General features: G+C 62.0%; 13 protein-coding genes. 10 read left to right on the top strand and 3 right to left on the bottom strand.

Going from position 1 to position 19,503, the window contains the following annotated elements; genetic code table 11:
• Positions 1-148: 148 nt before the first annotated feature.
• The 3 genes from hxlB to SZ63_RS02510 form a co-directional block, all read right to left on the bottom strand.
• Positions 149-766, bottom strand: coding sequence for a 6-phospho-3-hexuloisomerase (gene hxlB / locus SZ63_RS02520; RefSeq protein ID WP_048180502.1), 618 nt, complete (start codon positions 764-766; stop codon positions 149-151).
• Positions 767-866: 100 nt separating this feature from the next.
• Entirely contained in the window at positions 867-1,739 is an 873-nt protein-coding gene (locus SZ63_RS02515; RefSeq protein WP_048180499.1) for a methanogenesis marker 12 protein, read from the bottom strand.
• Between the two features lie 66 nt (positions 1,740-1,805).
• Entirely contained in the window at positions 1,806-2,681 is an 876-nt protein-coding gene (locus SZ63_RS02510) for a DUF368 domain-containing protein (RefSeq protein ID WP_048180496.1), read from the bottom strand.
• Positions 2,682-2,957: 276 nt separating this feature from the next.
• Between SZ63_RS02510 and SZ63_RS02505 the strand changes: the two genes are divergently transcribed.
• From SZ63_RS02505 to SZ63_RS02455, 10 genes are all read left to right on the top strand, one after another.
• Positions 2,958-3,890, top strand: a complete 933-nt coding sequence (locus SZ63_RS02505; RefSeq protein ID WP_082122613.1) for an NAD-dependent epimerase/dehydratase family protein — start codon at positions 2,958-2,960, stop codon at positions 3,888-3,890.
• 279 nt (positions 3,891-4,169) lie between these two features.
• The gene (locus SZ63_RS02500) at positions 4,170-5,324 is read left to right on the top strand and encodes a cofactor-independent phosphoglycerate mutase (protein ID WP_048180493.1); all 1,155 of its coding nucleotides are present in this window, start codon (positions 4,170-4,172) and stop codon (positions 5,322-5,324) included.
• A 72-nt stretch (positions 5,325-5,396) separates the two neighbouring features.
• Positions 5,397-6,944: a beta-ribofuranosylaminobenzene 5'-phosphate synthase gene (locus SZ63_RS02495; protein ID WP_048180489.1), complete on the top strand. Its 1,548-nt coding sequence runs from the start codon at positions 5,397-5,399 to the stop codon at positions 6,942-6,944.
• Between the two features lie 170 nt (positions 6,945-7,114).
• On the top strand, positions 7,115-8,233 hold the full coding sequence (locus tag SZ63_RS02490) for a glycosyltransferase family 2 protein (RefSeq protein ID WP_082122612.1): 1,119 nt from the start codon (positions 7,115-7,117) through the stop codon (positions 8,231-8,233).
• 644 nt (positions 8,234-8,877) lie between these two features.
• Positions 8,878-11,055 (top strand): CARDB domain-containing protein, encoded by a 2,178-nt coding sequence (locus SZ63_RS13220; RefSeq protein ID WP_082122611.1) that lies wholly within the window; start codon positions 8,878-8,880, stop codon positions 11,053-11,055.
• Positions 11,056-11,299: 244 nt separating this feature from the next.
• On the top strand, positions 11,300-12,916 hold the full coding sequence (locus SZ63_RS12330; RefSeq protein WP_156168335.1) for a right-handed parallel beta-helix repeat-containing protein: 1,617 nt from the start codon (positions 11,300-11,302) through the stop codon (positions 12,914-12,916).
• Between the two features lie 174 nt (positions 12,917-13,090).
• On the top strand, positions 13,091-15,025 hold the full coding sequence (locus SZ63_RS02470; RefSeq protein WP_156168333.1) for a hypothetical protein: 1,935 nt from the start codon (positions 13,091-13,093) through the stop codon (positions 15,023-15,025).
• Positions 15,026-15,755: 730 nt separating this feature from the next.
• Complete coding sequence (locus tag SZ63_RS02465) at positions 15,756-16,907, top strand: glycosyltransferase family 4 protein (RefSeq protein ID WP_052959037.1); 1,152 nt, start codon at positions 15,756-15,758, stop codon at positions 16,905-16,907.
• A gap of 112 nt (positions 16,908-17,019) precedes the next feature.
• Positions 17,020-18,234 (top strand): glycosyltransferase family 4 protein, encoded by a 1,215-nt coding sequence (locus tag SZ63_RS02460; protein ID WP_048180480.1) that lies wholly within the window; start codon positions 17,020-17,022, stop codon positions 18,232-18,234.
• A gap of 41 nt (positions 18,235-18,275) precedes the next feature.
• Entirely contained in the window at positions 18,276-19,469 is a 1,194-nt protein-coding gene (locus SZ63_RS02455) for a glycosyltransferase (RefSeq protein WP_048180477.1), read from the top strand.
• Positions 19,470-19,503: the final 34 nt, after the last annotated feature.

The following is a 19,503-nucleotide window of genomic DNA, read 5'->3' as shown; positions in this document are numbered from 1 at the left end:
TAAATCTTAATGATTAATAATATAAATACCCGGCACCAACAGGGCGCGCCGGAGCCGTGAACGTGCCAAAACATCTGTTGCCCCCCAGAGGACATAATTATTGCCGGTGCCGGGAGAGGGGGAGCGGAGGCCCGAAGACTCCCGCCGTTCACTGGACGTTTGCAAGGCGGCTTTTGAGTTCCTCGGCGGTGCAGTGCCGCACTTCCATCAGGGCCGAGACGATCGCGTCCGAAAAGACCAGCGCAGCGGTCTCGAAGAGCGTTCCGAGAGGGGCGAACGAACCGGAGACCGACCGATACTGTCCGGTGAGCTGGCGGATCTCGAAGTCTCGCGGGATATCCGCATCTTTGAGCCGGTTGTTCCCGATCTCGACGATGCAGTCGGCCATGCGGCCGATATGCGAGTCGGCCGTCGAGGTGACGAGACAGATCGTTCCCCCGATCTCCCGGGCGGTCTCGCACGCGTCCACGACCGACTGGGTCTCGCCCGAGCCCGAGAACGCAACGAGCACGTCTTCCGGGCCGAACGCGGGCGTGATCGTCTCGCCGATGACGTAACTCTCGAACCCGAGATGCATCAACCGCTGGGCAAACGCCCGCGCGACAAGGCCGGAGCGTCCGGCCCCGGCAAGGTATATCCGTTTTGCGTTGAGGATCTCTTCGAGAAACCGGCCGGCATTCTCCTGGTCTATCGTGCGCGCCGTCTCTTCAAGACGTGACGTCATCAGGAGCATGAGATCGGCGATACTGGGGCAATCCGGCTGCATGGTTCCGGCCTCTCCTTAATTTACTCCACTATACTACCCGGCACCACTTAAAAGAGTACGAAACCGGAGGGGCGCTGCCCGCCGGTTTGCCCGGGCGGGGCTACCGCTCAACCGCGAGTCCGAGGATATCGGTTGCTCCCGAGAATACGTCGCGGGCGATCCGGGCGAGCCCCCGGGAGGCGCACCACTCATCGTAGACGGTGACGTTGCGGGAGAGGAATTCCTTTACCCGCGGCGCGATGGCGGGAGCCATGGTGCCGGCGAGGGCGACCTTCGCACCGGGATTGAGGAGGAGCATCGAGGCGCACTCCATCGCGGCAAACATGGCCATCGTCTCCGTCCGCAGATCGGGGGGAACCGTGTAGTTCACGCCCGCATGGAGAAAAGCGTCGTTCGCCGTCGACTCGCCCCGGTCGATCCGGCGGATGGCATCCACGTCGAGAGCGCCGTGCCGGGTGCCGGGCGCGAAGACGCAGGCATCGAACGCGCCGGTGATACGCCCCCCGGTCACGAGGAGGGTGACGGTGTTCGAACTCGCGTCGCAGACCACGACATCGCCCCCGAGGTCGTGCACGACCTCGTACAGGATCCCGATCTTCTCGGGACTCGTCTGGTGGGAGTAGGCCTTGAACCGCGGGTCGGTCGGGGATCCGCGGTGCAGCCCGGGGATGACGACGGCGGGAAGACCGCTCTCCCTGATCGCATCGAAGACCCGGGTGCCGCCGCCGATGTGTTTGCCGGCGCCCTCCCGTGAGATGACGCCGCGGTTCTCGACGTTTCTGATATCGGTTACGGCCGAGATGCCGTCGCCCATCGAGTAGCAGACGGCAATGCCCTCGATCTCGTCGAGCGGAGCGAGGCGGGCAAGATCGCCGGCCGAGAAGTCTCTCGCCTCTTCCCGGGAGATCTTGAACTCCGCATCCCCGCTTGAGAAGCGCATCGCGGTGGTGCCGTGATCGATGCCGATGAACATGATATATCCCGTTGCACCCGGAGGAGGAAGTAAGTTTTCGGATCGCTCCATGCGGAAAGGCGTAGATCAGGCCGTGCCGGCCTGGTAACGCCTCTTTAAGTACTCGACCGCGCCGACGACGGCAAGACCGACAAGGAAGAATATCCAGCCGCCGGAGAGCATATCCCCGGCCGCAGCACCCTTTTCCCAGAGCATCCTCGCCGAACCGAGCATCAGGCCGGTGAGCAGAGCGAGCATCGGCCCGTGGTAGGTCGCAAGGAGGTACTTGAGGGCTTTCGTGAAGAGGAGGAGGCCCGTAACACCGCCGGCGACGTAGGCCAGGATCTCGGGAAGCAGGAACCCCCGGAGCGCCGCAAGCATGAACTCGTACTGATTGAGGACGAGGGTGATGTAGGCTCCCGATATCCCGGGGAGGATCATGGCGCAGAGCGCCGCCATCCCGGTGAGGAAGAGAACCGGCAGGGAGTGGCCGAGATCGATGTTCCCGAGGCCCCCGAGGAGGTAGCCGGCGCCGGTCCCGACGGCGAGGAAGGCGAGGGTACCGGCGTTCGGGGAGCGGATCTCAAGGAATATGGCTACCGCAGAGGCGATGATGAGGCCGAGGAAGAAGGCGTAGGTCTCCACCGCGTGGTCGGCGAGGAGGGAGAGGATCACGCGGGACATCAGGAGGAAGGCGGTGCCGATACCGGCAAGGAGGACGACGAGGAACGGGATGTCGATCTTCTCGAGATCCGCCCGGAGAGAGGAAAAATCCCCTCTCGCAAGGTGTTTTACCGAGGCAGGGTCGACACTGCCGATGGCCCCGACCAGCCGCTCGTAGATCCCGGTGATGAGGGCGATCGTCCCTCCCGAGACGCCGGGGATGATATCGCAGGCCCCCATCGCGAGACCGCGGAGATAGATCCCCGCGTGCTCCCGTATACTGTCCGGGCGCAGGCTCATCTTCCGGCTCCGTTCCGGGTATCGACGAACACAGAAATTCGGCTCCGCAGGCTGACGGCGACTAAAAGCCGGTCGAACCCGCAACAGGTGCATGCCTCTCTCAATCGGACAACTCCTTGTGATTCATCATATGTCGGGGGCAATCATGAAAAATCTGCCCCGAACGAAGGTACCGTATCGTGGAGTGGGCCGCATGCGGGCATTAACTTTTCTCCGGGTCGGACTCCCCCGCTCCACCCATAAGTAAATCCTATAGCGTGAGAGGAAGATTACTCTATGATGTTCTGTATCGTAACGGGCGGTGCCGGTTTCATCGGTTCGCACGTCGTCGACGCGCTGGTCGCGGCGGGAGACGACGTGCTGGTCATCGACGACTGCAGTGCGGGCACCGAGACGAACCTCGCACACCACACAGCGGGCGGGCGGGTCGCCTTCGTCAGGCAGAACCTGCTCGACGACGGGTGGCAGGAACGGTTTTCCGGCGCAGACCGGGTCTACCATATCGCCGCAGACCCCGACGTCCGGCAGAGCGCCGTGACCCCGGACTCCCAGATCAGGAATAATATCGTTGCGACGCACCGGGTGCTCGAGGCGATGCGGGCGCACGGCGTGCCGGAACTCGTCTTCACCTCGACCTCGACCGTCTACGGCGATGCCGCCGTCATCCCCACGCCGGAGACCTACACCCCGCTCGAACCGATATCCGTCTACGGCGCGACGAAACTTGCCTGCGAGGCCCTCATATCGTCGTACTGCCACTCGTTTGAGATGACGTCCTGGGTCTACCGGTTCGCAAACATCATCGGCGAGCGGAGCGGGCACGGCGTCATCTCCGACTTCATCCGCAAACTCCGCGAGAACCCGCAGGAACTCGAGATCCTCGGCGACGGCAGGCAGACGAAGTCCTACCTGGAGGTCGGGGAGTGCGTCCGGGCCGTGCAGTTCGGGATCGAGCACTCGCGCGACCCGGTGAACACCTTCAACATCGGCTCCGAGGACTGGATCGACGTCGTCAGGATCGCCGATATCGTCACGGAGGAGATGGGTCTCTCCGGCGTCCGCTACCGGTTCACCGGCGGAGCGCGCGGCTGGGTCGGCGACGTCCCGAAGATGCAGCTCTCGGTCGATAAACTCAAGGGTCTCGGGTGGCGGTGCGGGACAACCTCGGAAGAGAGCGTCCGGACAGCGGTCCGCGCCATGCTCGGGTAGGGGGCACATCCAGGGAATTGCATCCGGGTCGGTGTTTCGGGCGCTGTTGGACCACTGCACTTAAAATTTCACGCAACGTCGCCTCACGCGAAGAACGCGAAGCCGCGAAGTCCGTGGGATTGTTACGCCCTCCTTTCGCGTCCTTCGCACCTAACGGTGCTCTTGCTCCGTTCCAACGGAACGTCGCACTTCGCGGCTTCGCGTGAGATGGCAGTTCTCCACGTACCAGGACAACAAAATAGGTGAAACAGTTCACTATCGGGACTCACAAGGATTCACATGAAATACATCATCATTCTCGGGGACGGCATGGCGGACGAGCCGCTTGCCGAACTGGGGGGCAGGACACCCCTCGAATACGCAGAGATACCGAATATGGACAGGATCGCCCGCGAGGGGCGGTGCGGGATGCTCCGGACGGTGCCGGACGGATTCGAGCCGGGGAGCGACGTCGCGAACCTCTCGATCCTGGGCTACGACCCCCGCACCTCCTATACCGGGAGGGGGCCGCTCGAGGCGGCCAGCATGGGCATCTCCCTCCGGGACGGCGAGATGGCCTACCGGTGCAACCTGGTCGCGATCCACAGTGGCGTGATGGAGGACTTCAACGCCGGGCACATCTCGAGCGCCGAAGGCGCCGAGCTCCTCCGCGACCTCTCTGCCGCGCTCGACGGCGTCCGGGTCCACCCGGGGATCAGTTACCGGAACCTGATGACCGTTCCCCGCGCGCGCGGCGCCGTCACCACCCCGCCCCACGACATCGTCGGCCAGCCGGTCACGGAGTTCCTCCCGCGCGGAGACGACGCCGAACGCCTCCTCGACTGCATGGAACGGTCACGGGAGGTCTTTGCCGACCACCCGGTCAACCGGCGCCGCCTCGAGGAGGGAAAGACCGCTGCAACCGATATCTGGCCGTGGAGCGGCGGGAAGAGGCCGTCCATCGCACCCTTCCGCGAGAAGTACGGTCTTGCCGGGGGAGTGATCTCCGCGGTCGACCTCCTCGCCGGCATCGCCCGCCTTGCCGGGATGGAGGTGATCCACGTCCCCGGCGCCACCGGGTTCATCGACACCGACTACGAGGCGAAGGCCCGGTACGCGGTCGACGCCCTCGACCGCCTCGACTTCGTCTACATGCACGTCGAGGCCCCCGACGAGGCCGGGCACATGGGGAGCGTGGAGGAGAAGGTGCGGGCGATCGAGCGGCTCGACGAGGCGATCGGGATCGTCCTCGACCGCCCGGATACGGCCGTCGCGGTTCTCCCCGACCACCCGACGCCGATCCGGTGTAAGACCCACACGGCAGACCCGGTGCCGTTCGCGGTGCTCGGGAAAGGAAGGGACGATGTCTCCGCGTTCTCCGAGCGCGAGGCGAAAGGGGGCTCGTTCGGGCTCATAGAGGCTCCCGACTTCCTTTCCCGGTTCTTTTCGCCGTGAACCGCCCCTGAGATGACCGGATTTTCCGGCACCACCTTTTTGTAGTCTCCATGTACAACGCTACCCAAGGACATGGAACCCCTGACGGCAGACAGCATCGTCGAGAAGATACGGGAGATCGAGCAGGGCGTGGGAAGGCTCTCCCCGCTGCAGAAGGTTCTCATCGGGACCGACGGGTCGGTGACCGGCCTGCTCGAGATGGCGACCGGCCATCCCGTCACCATCACCACCCTGGTGCAGGACGTCGTCGGCGCCGATACCGAGGCGGCGGCGGCACTCGATATCGAGCAGGGCGACGAGGTCAACTACCGCGTCGTTGAACTGAAAGACGGCGTAACGGGAGAAGTGCTCATCTATGCGGTCTCCTGCACCCCGCTCCGGCGGCTTGCACCTGAGTTCAGGCAGGACCTCATGCAGGCCGATATCCCGATAGGGAGGATTCTCCGCCGCCACAGGATAGAGTCACGCCGGGAGATCACCGACGCCCGCGTCGTCCGTGCCGGTGCGAACCTTGCCCGGACGTTCAACGTCCACCGGTGCGAACCGATGCTCTCGCGGAAGTACCGGATCATCCACCACGAAGAGCCGCTGATCGCCATCGAGGAGATCTTCCCCTGCACGGCGTTCACCGACGAGATCAGGGTGCTCGTCGATGCTCCGTCCAGGATCCACATCACCCTGCTCGACATGAACGGCGCCTCGGGCAGGGTGGACGGCGGGGTCGGGGTCACCCTCGACGAGCCGGGGTGCGTGCTCGATGCACGGAAAGCCTCCGGGATCGAGGTTCGCGGCGGCGACGAGGAGTCGCGCAAGAGGGTTGCCGATGCGGCCCGGACGGCGAAGGAGACGCTCGGACTTCCCGGGGGTGCGGAGATTGCCCTCCACGCCGCTGCACGGCAGCACGCCGGGCTCGGGAGCGGGACGCAGGTCGCTCTCGCCACGGCCGCCGCCCTCTGCCGGCTTTACGAGCGGGACGTCTCCGTATGCGATCTCGCGAAGGCTGTCGGGCGCGGCGGGACGTCCGGCATCGGTACGGCGGCGTTCGAGCAGGGCGGGTTCATTCTGGACGGCGGGCACCGGTTCTGCTCTCCGGGGGGCAAGGACGATTTCCGCCCGTCGGCGGCGTCGCGGGGCGTCGCGCCCCCGCCGGTTCTCGCCCGGCACCGGTTCCCGGAGGACTGGCGCATCCTGCTCGTCACGCCGGAGGTAAGCGCAGGGGCGCACGGGGGAAGGGAGGTCGATATCTTCCGCACCCACTGCCCGGTGCCGCTCGACGAAGTCCGGGAGGTCTGTCATGAGGTGCTCATGCGGATGATCCCGGGCCTCGTCGAGCACGACCTCGACCTCTTCGGTTCGGCGATCAACCGGACGCAGTCGCTCGGGTTCAAGAAGGTCGAGGTGGGCCTGCAGCACCCGGTCGTCTCCTCGCTCCTCGAGGCGACGGTGCAGGCCGGGGCCGCCGGAGCGGGTCTGAGTTCGTTCGGGCCGACGGTCTACGCAGTCGGGGATTCCAGCATGCAGGACGTGGCCCGGGCGGCGAAGGAGGTGCTCGGTGACCGGGGAGGGTCGGTGCTCCTGACGCGGGCAAGGAACTCCGGGGCGAATGTGCGGGCGGAGTGACAAACTCGAGTGCTCCTTCGCGTGAGGCGGCGAGCTGCACCCGGATCCACATGATGCGGCGAGGTGCCCGCCGGGATCAGGACGAGAAACGAGCCATATTCTGACACTATGAGCCCTGCTCCACCCGGTTCCCGGAATATTTTAATAGTAACATATTACCCCGGGCATGAATGCCCGCACGCGCCCGGGATGCCGGAGACCGGCCGGCGTCTGAAACACCCCAAAGCAATAGCACCGGTTCGGAGTATGCCCGCGAGTGCTCCACGGAAGGGGATCGAGAGGGCGGGACGGTGGTGCCGGGTGTTTCGGTCGTCATCCCCCTCTACAACAAAGGTCCCTACATCGTCCGGGCCCTGAACTCGGTCCTCGCACAGACCGTCCGGGACTTCGAGGTGATCGTGGTGGACGACGGTTCCACCGACGGCGGGGCGGAGATGGTCGGGGGGTTCGGCGACCCGCGGATCCGGCTGATCCGGCAGGAGAACCGGGGGGTGTCAGCGGCGAGAAACCGGGGGATCGACGCAGCCCGGGGTGAACTGGTTGCGTTTCTGGATGCGGACGACGAATGGACGCCGCGGCATCTTGAAGCCCTGCTACAACTGCGGGATAAGTGTCCGCAGGCGGGAGCGTACGGGACGGCATACCTCTTGCAGGAGAATGCGTCGACGATCCGGACGCCGTCATACAGTGCCGCCATTCCCCCGGAGCCATGGGAGGGGCTGCTCTCGAGCTACTTCAGGGACGCCATCCTCGGCAGCCCGCCGATCTCGTCGTCGATCGTCGCCGTCCCGAGGCGCGTCCTGAACGAGATGGAGGGGTTTTATACCGGCGCATGGTATGGCGAAGACGTGGACCTGTGGGGACGGATTGCCCTGAAATATCCCATCGCGTTCACCTGGGACGGAAAGGGGATCTACCATACGGAAGCATCGAATAGAGCCTGCAACAGGAAAGAGCCGATCCGGGAGCATGCCTTCGTAGCCTCCGCACAGAACGCGCTGCAGGCGGGGGAGGTGCCGCCGGAGTTGAGAGAGAGCGTTCTCGAGTTCGTCGCATCCAGGCAGATCCAGATAGCATGCCGCAACCTCGAAGCAGGCAGGCCCGACCTCGCGAGAAGCAACTTAAAGGGTTGCAGAACGCGGCTTCTCTGGAGATCCAAATGGCGGGCACTGATTCTCGCGCATATCCCCTCCGGGGCATATCTTGCGTTGCGGAACCGGAGAACGCGGCCGGGGAGTGCTTCGACAGGGGCACCGGGGGTTAAACCCCACGAACGTGGCCGGAGGTGACCGGGGCGTTGCACGGCATCGTTACGGGTTGCCGGGATTTTTGCGAACCGGTGCGGCAGTCCAGTGATCATCGATCCGGGGGCACCGGGTTACGGAAACTCTATCGTATGCAGACGTCTGCGCCCAGTAAGAGGACGCATCTCCCGGCTTTACGGCTATTTTTCATCTCACCGCGAGCGTAATCACGGATCTGGTGCGGTGCCTCCCCCTGCGCGCCGGATCACGTTGTCCCGACGCCGGCGGCGCCGGGGGCATCGAATTGAGCACCTGCCCGCCGGCTGCAACCGAAGTTCGTAGTGTGCACAGAGAGTATGGATCGCGCAAAGGACCGGTTTAACCTCAACATCCGCGCTCGCATTCTCGCGGGAGAGCGCATCGCGCCATCAACCCGCAGAGGAGGGGGGACACTAAAATAAGAATTTCATATATAATTTTATCTATCGAAGCAACAATATTTTTAATTAGAGTTAATTGGAATTTGTGAGATTATAATCAACAATGGCTTTATTAAGGCATATTTTGAGTGTTTTAAAGACCAATTAGTATATATATCAGAGTAATAAATTAATTTTGAGGGATCCACCCTCACCTGCTTGCCGGGAGGCCAGAAGGGGTCCTCCCGAGGCGGCTCTAGGAGATTACGCATGAAGAAACCCCTATTTCTTGCGATAGCCCTGTGCATGGTGCTCGCACTCGCTGCACCGGCACAGGCCGCGCAAAGTGAAGTGCTCTCGGAGGGTACCTACGACATCGTTGTGTACACCGACGGCACGACAATCATCGCAGAAGACAGCAACGGCCAGGTGATCAGCAGCGGAACAGCGGGAACGGATGACAGCAAGGTCGTCCAGACTGCCGTACAGGCCGTCGGTGACGGTACCGTGGTCCTTCAGGCAGGAACCTACGCCCTGCAGAGCCCTATCGAGATCGGGGTATCCAATCCAACCCCGACACCGACACCCACACCGACGCCTACCGCGACGCCCACGCCGGGAACACCCGATCTCGTCGTGACCGACGTCTCCTGGACACCGGCAAGCCCGGCACCGGGTGATGCAATCACGATGAAGGCGACGATCCGGAATCAGGGCACCGGTGCAACACCCGCAGGCGTGATCCACGGCGTGGCCTTCACGGCGGACGGGAACCTCGGTTCCGCGGTCTGGTCGGACAGCCACGCGGCATCCATCGCCCCGGGCGAATGGGTTACGGTGACCGCGAACGGCGGCGTTGCCGGTGCAACCTGGACCGCGGTCGCAGGCACGCACACCGTCACCGCAACGGTCGACGACGTCGACCGCATGACGGAGAGCAACGAGGACAACAACGTGCTCACGAAGACGATGACGGTGACTGCGGCGGCCCCGACACCTACCGCGACGCCAACACCGGGAACACCCGATCTCGTCGTGACCGACGTCTCCTGGACACCGGCAAGCCCGGCACCGGGTGATGCAATCACGATGAAGGCGACGATCCGGAATCAGGGCACCGGTGCAACACCCGCAGGCGTGATCCACGGCGTGGCCTTCACGGCGGACGGGAACCTCGGTTCCGCGGTCTGGTCGGACAGCCACACGGCATCCGTCGCTCCCGGGGCATCGGTCACCCTGACCGCGAACGGCGGCGTCGCCGGTGCAACCTGGACCGCGGTCGCAGGCACGCACACCGTCACCGCAACGGTCGACGACGTTGACCGCATGACGGAGAGCAACGAGGACAACAACGTGCTCACGAAGACGATGACGGTGACCGCGGCGGCCCCGACGCCAACGCCCACCGTAACCCCGACACCGACGCCCACGAAGACGCCGACGCCAACACCGACGCCGGGTCAGAGCGCCTACGGAGCGGATGCCAACCCGACCGGAAACCCGATCGGGGGAGGCGACGGCTATAAGAACATCGTCAGCCGGAGCAGCGCAGACTTCATCGTCGACACGACGAGCGAACTCGTGAACGCCCTCAACTCGGCGCAGTCCGGCGACATCATCTGGGTCGAGGAGAACGCCAACATCGACATGAGCGGCCGGACCTCCACGATACGGGCCGGGGTCACCCTCGCGAGCAACCGTGGCGAGGACGGATCGGACGGCGGCCGGATCTATCAGACGTCTGCCGGATCCAGGCTGTTTACGATCGGCGGCCAGAACGTGAGGATCAGCGGCCTTCGTCTCGAAGGGCCGCAGAAGGACACCAGTTCATCAGGTTCGACGAATGTCGGCATTTACACCTCCTACCGGAATCTCGAGGTGGACAACTGCGAGATCTTCGGCTGGGGCAATGCTGCAATCGGCATCGCCGGGACCGGCGGATCCGACATGAAGACCGGCGCGTACATCCACCACAACTACATCCACCACAACCAGGTAGCAGGTCTCGGGTACGGCATCTGCTTATCCAGCGGCGGTGTAGCTCTCATCGAGGCGAACTACTTCGACTACTGCCGGCACGCCATCACCGGTGCCGGGATGGCCGGAGACGGCTACGAGGCACGCTACAACATCTGCGGCCCGAACTGGATCTCGACGTCGCCCCACAACTTCGACATGCATGGAACCACATCCGGTTCCACCACGATCGCAGGGGACACGATCAAGATTCACCACAACACGTTCCTGGGTACAACCTCGCAGATGCCGACGTGCATTGCCATCCGGGGCGTTCCCCGTGACGGTGCGTACATCGACCACAACTGGTTCTACTTCACCAGGGATGCCCCCGTCTGGCAGACCGGCGGAACAAGCGGCATCAGCATGACGAACAACCTGATCGGCGCGAACGGGGTTCTCTCCACATCGGGTCCGATCAAGTACTACTGAACGGGAAGAGTCGGAGGATTGGGCCGGAAGCAACTCTCCGGCACCCCTCCTTTCCCACAGCCGGGGAAGTTTCTTCAACCCATCTCTGTTCTTGACACGTTGAAACCGCTTATGTAATCCGGCTGGCGAACGAGATTTGCCTGCGGTGAACTACCCCCGCTGAAGGGCAAGGCATTCCACTCCGTCCCCCTCACCCCCGTAAGACAAAGTTTATTAGACTTACGGGAACCAGAACGGAGATCGCGTGCGTTCCAAAGAAGTGGTTCTCGTTGCTCTGCTTGTGCTCTATGCAGCCCTGGTCATCCCGGCGGCCATCGAAACCCTTTCCGGAGGACAGGGCGGGGTAGGTTCGCCTGATTCGGCTTTTTCCAGTCCTTTTGCGGATCTTCGGGATATGGCGACCGCCCATGCCGATGGCGATCAGGCATTCGGCGCCGAATCGAATCCCACGGGCAGTCCCGTCGGAGGAGGCGAAGGCTACGGCGAAGGAGTCGCGACGCCCGACCCGGAGGAGGACACCATCGTTGCAACCACGGACGAACTGCTTTCGGCTCTTTCGAGCGCGAAAGACGGAGACGTCGTCCATATCGACGAGATGGCCCTGATCGACCTTACAGACATCCCGGGCGGGGTAACCATCCCGGGAGGCGTGACGCTCGCCGGCAACCGGGGAGAGAGGAGTACGGCCGGATCGGCGGTATATCCGTTCGAGATCGAGGAGCCGGACGAGTATTTCTTCTGGGTCCGTGCGTCGGCGCCCGGCGAGAAGAGCAGCCCCATCTGGGTCTCGATAGACGGGGAAGGAACCTGGCGGTGGGATATCGAACACGGTTCCGACTGGCACTGGAACAGTGGAGGGGGCCACTACCTCTCCGGCGGCCGGCACAACCTGACCATCCACTGGCGCGAGGACGATTTGAACGTCGATGAGATCCTCGTTACCGCCGATGCGGACTACCTCCCCGATGCTGCCGGGCAGACGGGAGAGGTGCAGGCCAGGATGGAGGCGGAATCCGGGGAACTCTCCGCCCTGATGGAGGCGAACCCGGACGACACGGCATCGGGAGGGATGTACCTCTCGATCGCGGACGATCCCGATGGAGAGGAATACCCCCTCTCCCCGGGCGGGACGATTTTCCAGGGAGCGACAGACTCCGGCAGCCCGGTCGCACTCATCGCCGGAGGAGAGCACGTGAGGATCACCGGGGTCCGCCTGGAAGGGCCGGATATGACGACCAGAAGGCTTCGTCATCCGGGTCTCGGGATCTATTCGGCCTACCGGAACCTCGAGGTCGACAACTGTGAGATCCTGGGCTGGAGCGGCGCTGCAATCGGTATCGCCGGCACCGGCGGATCGGATATGAAGATCGGCGGGTACATCCACCACAATTACATCCACCACTGCCAGATGAAAGGTCTTGGATACGGTGTCGTGGTCTCCGGCGGGGCGGTGAGCCTGATCGAGGCGAACTACTTCGACTACTGCCGGCATGCGATCGCCGGAAGCGGGGTCGCCGGGGACGGCTACGAGGCACGCTACAACATCTGCGGCCCGAACTGGGTCTCGACGTCGCCTCACAACTTCGACATGCATGGAACCGTGTCCGGGTCCGGCACAATCGCAGGAGATACTATCCGGATCCACCACAACACGTTCATGGCCACCGGCCCCCTGAACGCATTCCCGGTTGCTATCCGGGGCGTCCCCCGCGACGGGGCGTACATCGACCACAACCGGTTCAACTACGACCTGGCGCCACCGGTCTGGCAGACGGGAGGGGAGGGAAATGTCTTCGTAACGGACAACCTGATCGGGCCGAACGGAGACCTCTCGGCATCGGGCCCGATCGAGTATTACTGAACCGCCGCGAGAGCACCCCGCTCTGTCCCTGAACCGGGGGCATGCCGATATCGCCGCACTCCGCGGAGAAGGGGGCGGAACACCGGCATTCCCGATTCACCGGAGACAGCAAGCTCACCTTTATTAGGGTTGAGCAGCGAACGAGGGGCGTCATGGGTGGGGGCAGGGTCCGGAATGAAAAATCGATTGCTCGAGAAACTCGCAGATGTGTTCCCGTACCTGGTGTTGTCCACCTATATCGCAGGCTGTATCCTCTGCATCCTGATCGACAGGGTAAGTTACCTTATCGACGGTTCGATCCTGGCGATCCCGGCGATCATCGGATCGTTTGCATTCCTGGCAATTAAACGAGAGGATATCGATCTCGCGGCCCGGCCGGTGTTCTTTTCGTACAACCCTTCGGCATCCCTGAAACTCTTCCTGATACTGTACACGCTCACCATCCCGGCCCTTCTTCTGACACCGGCCGATTCCGGGTGGGGCCTGCTCACGGTGCCCTTCCTGTACGCCGTAATCCTCATCCAGATACTGTCTTCACGGCCAGGGCCGGCAGTGGTGCTCTTTGAAATCATGCTCACCCTGGTGGCCACGATCTACAGTTACACCCTGCGGCCGGCCCTGTACTTCGGGACGACCGATATCATGCCGCACGGGTATATGGCCACCATCACCTATCTGTCGGGACATGTTATCCCGGGCGAACTCGGGACATACACCTACTTTCCCCTGTACCACGTGTTTGTAGCCGTATCTTCGCACATGCTCGGCCTGGATCTCCAGACCTCCCTCTTCGTCGTCACCGGTCTCGTATTCTCCTCGACGGTTCTGTTCCTGTACCTGCTGGTCAACTACGTATTCAAAAACGAGCAGATCGCCCTTCTGGTCGCTCTTTTCTATGTGGTGAATGCCGACGTCATATACTACGGCACCTATATGGTGACGAGAACCATGGCATATGTCGGGTTTCTCATCCTCCTCTACCTGCTCTATTCGATGGGCGGTGCGAAAGCCGGAGCAGGGAGTGCGGTCACGAGGCCGGTCGCGAGGAGGGGCCTTGCCGTGGTTGCGGTCGTCTTTATCCTCCTGACGCATCAGGTCTCCATGCCCATGATCATCATCCTGCTCGGGATCTTATTTCTCCTCGAACGGGTTGCCGGTGAGCGAAGGTACATCAGTCCGGCCTTCCTGATGGTTGCCGTCTCCCTGCTCGCCTGGTACTGGCTCTTCATAGCCTACCCGTTCATAGACGATCTCTTCCCACGCGCAGATCTGTCCCTGTATCAGAACATCGTCCTCACCGAGGCGGTGCATGAGGGCTGGACGTTTCTGCTCAACCAGGTCGATACTCTCTTTGTCGTGTTTTTCTCGTTGATCGGGGCGGTCTATCTCATATGGAAGCAGCAGCCGAAGTACTCGATCGTCTTCGGCATAACGGGGTTGATGGCGATCATCCTGAATGTGCCGGGCGTCCTTACGGTGATCTTCCAGGCGGTTTCGATACTCCGGATCGACCGGTTTGCGATCCTGTTTCTGCCGATTCTTGCCGTGGCAACGGGTGTCGGCATATACATCCTCGCCCGATACCTCATCGCCATGAACATGTCGCCGGGACGGGTCGGGGCTGTTCTCGTCGTGCTGATTGTTCTCTACGGCATCGCAACCCTCGGGTTTCTCGGGGAAGAGGCGGGCTACATCCGCTACTCGTTCAACCAGAACGAGATGACCGGGTTCGAACATGTGCTGGAGACGGTGCCGAGCGGGTCGCCGTTGCACTCGGACTACTATACGCTGCGGTTCTTCGAGCGAAAAGAGATACCCGATTCCGAACGTCTGGGACTGCCGTACTACACCATTTACCTGCTAAGGACCGATCTGGATCTGCCGGAGGGAGAAGGGGGCTATATCGTTCTCCCGAGCAACCAGCTCCGGCACGGCGGGTTGCTCTTCGGGCAGGAGGCTGCGATAGACGAGACCGAGTTCGATCCGGAAGACACCCTTCAGGCCTACCTGCCCACGGAGCGGAATATTCGAAACGTCACCGGCAGGCTATCCGCAACGGACAGGGTTTACTCAAACAACGGCGTCGAAGTGTATCGTCTCCCCCAATGACGAAATGAGGGCCGGGTTAGATCGAACGGCGCCGCACAAAAGGATCGTATCAAGGCGGATCGAACCCGCATGAGGGCGGACGGTGCGGGGAGAGAGGGGGTGCTGCCGTGAATGTCCTTTTTTGAGCCCTGTTGAAATGCTTTCCACAACCCCTGGATAACACCCGGTTGCCGATAGAGGCGGGTGATGTGGGTCTCACGCGAAGCCGCGAAGTCGCGAAGGGAGACAGTCAATACCCATCCAGACTTCGCGTTCTTCGCGCCTTCGCGTGCGTCGGTGAGACATGGATTATCCGGAGATAATTCATCCTCCGGGAGAGGGTTTCAACAAAGCCCTTTTTTGAGCCTTTTGTGGGCGGAACCCGGCTATAGGACGGCATCCCCGCAAACGATATATACGATGCCCCCCCGATGCGCCCCGTTATGACCGACGGGAATTCCTTTGGATTTGGTGCATTTTGGGCATTCGGAGGTCATTTACGCGCTTCAGGCTCACGTACCGCACATGCGGAACGAGAAGCGGTGCCATGCTCGCACTCAAGGAAGCCGTCATCGGAGTGCGCCCGTGCACCGGCAGGGCATCGATATGATGCCGTTCTTACAGCCGGGCAGGATGAGGGCGCTGCAGGCGTGGAAGGCAGGCCGGCGGCAGGAACCCGCTTTCACCCCCGCATCCGGGGAGGCGACCTCCCGCCGGCCGAACAGACGCCGGATAATCTCCGGGGTGAGCTATGAAGGTTGCCCAGATAACGCCCTATTTTCTACCGCATAACGGCGGGATGGAGATGTACGTCTACAACCTGAGCAAAAGCCTGATCGACGACGGTCATATGGTAGAGGTGATAACTGCAAACGTCCCCGAGGGCCGGCCGCTCGAAGTCATGGACGGAATTCTCGTCAGAAGACTGAGATGCATCGGAGAACCGTTGCGAAACCCTCTTGTTCCGTCCATATTCTTTCTCTTAAACGAACTCAAAAAATTCGACGTCATCCACATCCATAATCTCTACAGCTTCACCGCTCTCACCTTTCCCCTGTTGAAGAAGTTCTGTAAGATCCCCCTGGTTCTCACGCATCACGGCCAGTTGATGTTCGGCGAGCCCATGAAGGACGTATGCGTGCGGCTCTATGAGAAGAGCGCAAAGGGAGTCATCCTGGACTCCGTCGATAAGACCGTGGCTCTCTCTGAAGCGGATGCCCGGCATATCGCGCTTCGCAACAACGCGCCGGTACGCCGTTACGCGTCGACCGCGCCTCGAAGCGTCGTCACGATTCCAAACGGTTACGATGGCAAAAAGTTCCGCCCCATGGATACCGGGGAGTGCCGGAAGAGGCTGGGTCTGCCCTCCGACAAAAAGGTGATCCTGAACGTCGGGAGATTGTACGGCGCGGTCAAGGGGCACGACTATCTCATCGAAGCGATGTCGGAGGTCGTGAATGAGCGAAGAGACATCCTGTGCGTGATAGTCGGCTCGGGAAGGCTTCATGGAACGCTTGAGAACCGGATTCGCTCGCTCGGTCTCGAGGATTACGTCGTGCTCGTCGGCGGGAAGCCGCACGACGATATCCCCGTCTGGTTGAACGCCTGCGACCTCTTCGTTCTGCCGAGTCTCAGCGAAGGCAACCCGACGGTCATGTTCGAAGCCTTCGGGTGCGGGAAGCCTTTCGTGGGGACGAGCGTCGGCGGGGTGCCCGAGGTCATCACTTCCGACGAGTACGGTCTGCTGGTCGATCCCGCCGATCCCGGCGGCCTGGCCGGGGCGATCCTGGAGGCGCTGGACAGAGATTGGGACGGGCAGACGATTCGCGCATTTTCGGAACGATACACATGGGAGAACATCAGCAGGGAGATCGTGGATGTATACGGCCAGGTGAGGTTATGACGGCGGCAAACACCCCGGGTGCCGCCGCGCTCGCAGACGATGGCGGCAGGGGCGGGAGGTTCGGACCGCGACCGCAACACACCCTCCAAATCAGCAGAACCGGGGTGCCCGCATGAGGCTGCTCGTCTGCACAACGGAGTATTTCCCCCACGGCGCGGGCATCGCCAACGTGGTGTACAACATCGTAGAGCGACTCAAAGAGAAAGGCGTCGAGTGTACGGTCTGTTCTCCGAAAGGCCCGGATATCAGGCTTGGCAACTGGCCGCTGATCGAGAGGGCGGGCGTTGTCGGGCTGCTCAACTACTGGTACCGGGTCTCGCGGCATTTCAAAGACAACGACTACGATGCGGCATGGCTCCAGAACCCCTTTATCGTCACCGGAAATCCGTTCGAACGCTGCCTGGTGACGATGCACTCGACCTACTCCGGATCGAGCGCCCGGAAAGTAGGGGACCTCCCCATTCACCTGTACGAGTCGGTCGTTGCCCGTATCGAGCGCACCTGCCTGACCCGTATGCCCCCCGCCACCCTCTTCACCGGGGTAGGGCAACCGGTTCGCGAGGAACTGGCCCGGCTCGGGGTCGCACGGGAGAGGATATCCTACATCCCGAACGGGGTCGACGTCCGGCGGTTCCGTCCATCTTGTGATAAAGCAGGTATCCGGGAGAGGTTCGGCATCCCGGACGAGGGCGTTCTCCTCCTGAGCGTCGGACGGCTGACTCCCGCAAAACGACCGTTTGCCATGCTCGAAGCCTTCTCATACCTCGAGAGGAAATGCCGGGACGTGACCCTCTGCATCGCCGGCGGGGGCGAACTCCTGGAATCCGCAAAGGCTCTGGCACGGAGACAGGGACTGCAGAACGTCCTCTTCCTCGGGAACGTGAACCACTCACGGGACCTCCCCGATCTCTATGCCTGCGCCGATTACTACATCATGGCCTCGAAGTACGAGGGGGGAATGCCCCCCCTCACTCTTGCGGAAGCGATGGCCTCGGGACTGCCGTGCATCGTCTCCGGCATCCCCAACCTCGCGATGGTGAAAGACGCGGATGCCGGGATAACAATCGATTTCGAGGATGCCGAACGCGCCGGCGATGAGATTCTCCGCTACCTCGGCGAGGAGCATCCGGATCATGCGGCGAATGCAAGAAGGTACGCCGTGGAGACACTGGACTGGGAGGTTCTTTCGGGGAGATACGTGCGCATCTTCGAACAACTGATCGCCGGCGATCCGGATGACGGTGTGTCCCCTGCCCGGACTCTTCCCGCCGGTGCAAGAACAGGCGCCGGATACCTGGAATATCGCAATCCACGCGGAGGTCGTTAGTTATAAACCGGATCGGGATGTCACTACCGGCAGGTGCCCGTATGGATGTCATCGTTCTTGACGCACACCCGGTGGAAGATGTGCGAATCGCAAGGCACATCACCTATCTCTCGGACAGGGGGGTGAACGTCTGCCGGATACACTACAACTACACGGACGAGTCCGCAAAGCCGGGGATCTTCTCCCGGAACAACGTGAGGGGATTCAGGATCAACCATCTGCCTCTGCGGGGAAAAGCCAGGACACTGTCGTTCATGGGGTACTGTTTAAGGCCGAAGATACTGGCCGGGTGCCGCAGAGCGCTCGAAGCTCTCGATATCGATCCGGGACGGCCGTCGGTTCTCCATGTGCACGACCCCCTGCTGCTGCCGCTGGCCGCGATGCTGGTGAGAAACGGCATGAGAAACTCCAGGGTGGTCTACGACAGGCACGAGGTCTACGAGGAATGGCTCCATTTCGGGCGGATCTCCATACCGGTCTTTTACGAAGACCGTGCAAAGAGATGGATATCCGGAACGGTCGTCGTCTCGGAGCGCCATCTTGACGCGGTCGGGAAGTTGTTTCCGGGAGCCCGCGTTATAGCGGTTCCAAACTATGCGGCATCCGCGGCTTACGATCCGGATGCGATAGATGCAAAGATTCGCCGGGTCGAGCCGGGGGCGCAGATGCACGCAGTCTATATCGGGAGCCTCAATAACCTGGCCGATCGGGACGTCGACCTCCTCCTCGAGATTGCGGATGCGGCCATCCGGTCGTTTGAGAACGTGACCTTCTTCGTCGGCGGAACCTCGCTCGACAACGATTCGAGAGTGAAGCTCGACGATCTTGCCGGAAAACATAACGGCAGGTTCCGGTTCCTCGGCTACGTTCCCTGGGAGAAGACCGTCGAACTCACCGAGAAGGCACATGTCGGCTTCCTCCTCGTGAGGCCGGACGCGAAATACTGGGTGAAGACCTCGCCCAACAAGATCTTCGAGTACCTGGCGTGCGGCACGGTCCCCATCGTCAGGGCGGACGTCGATCATGCCGAACAACTGAAGGATTGTTCGCTGCTCTTCGACCGATCGGATGAGAACGAGGTCATCATAAAGGCGGTTCTCGATCTGCTCGGCAATCCCGAAGACCTGGCACGGCATATGAGGGCCGCAAGGGAACTGAGCGCCGCCTATACCTGGGAGTCCGTAGCGTGCCGGTATATTGAATTGTATACTGCGGTGCTGGACGGAAAGTGTTAATGCCGGTGTCGATTAAGGTGCCTCTCCAATCCGG

The sequence above is a fragment of the Methanoculleus sediminis genome (genome assembly GCF_001017125.1).
Classification (GTDB): Archaea; Halobacteriota; Methanomicrobia; order Methanomicrobiales; family Methanoculleaceae; genus Methanoculleus; species Methanoculleus sediminis.
The sequence above is the reverse complement of the archived record's forward strand: the minus strand, read 5'-3'. Positions and strand labels throughout refer to the sequence as shown.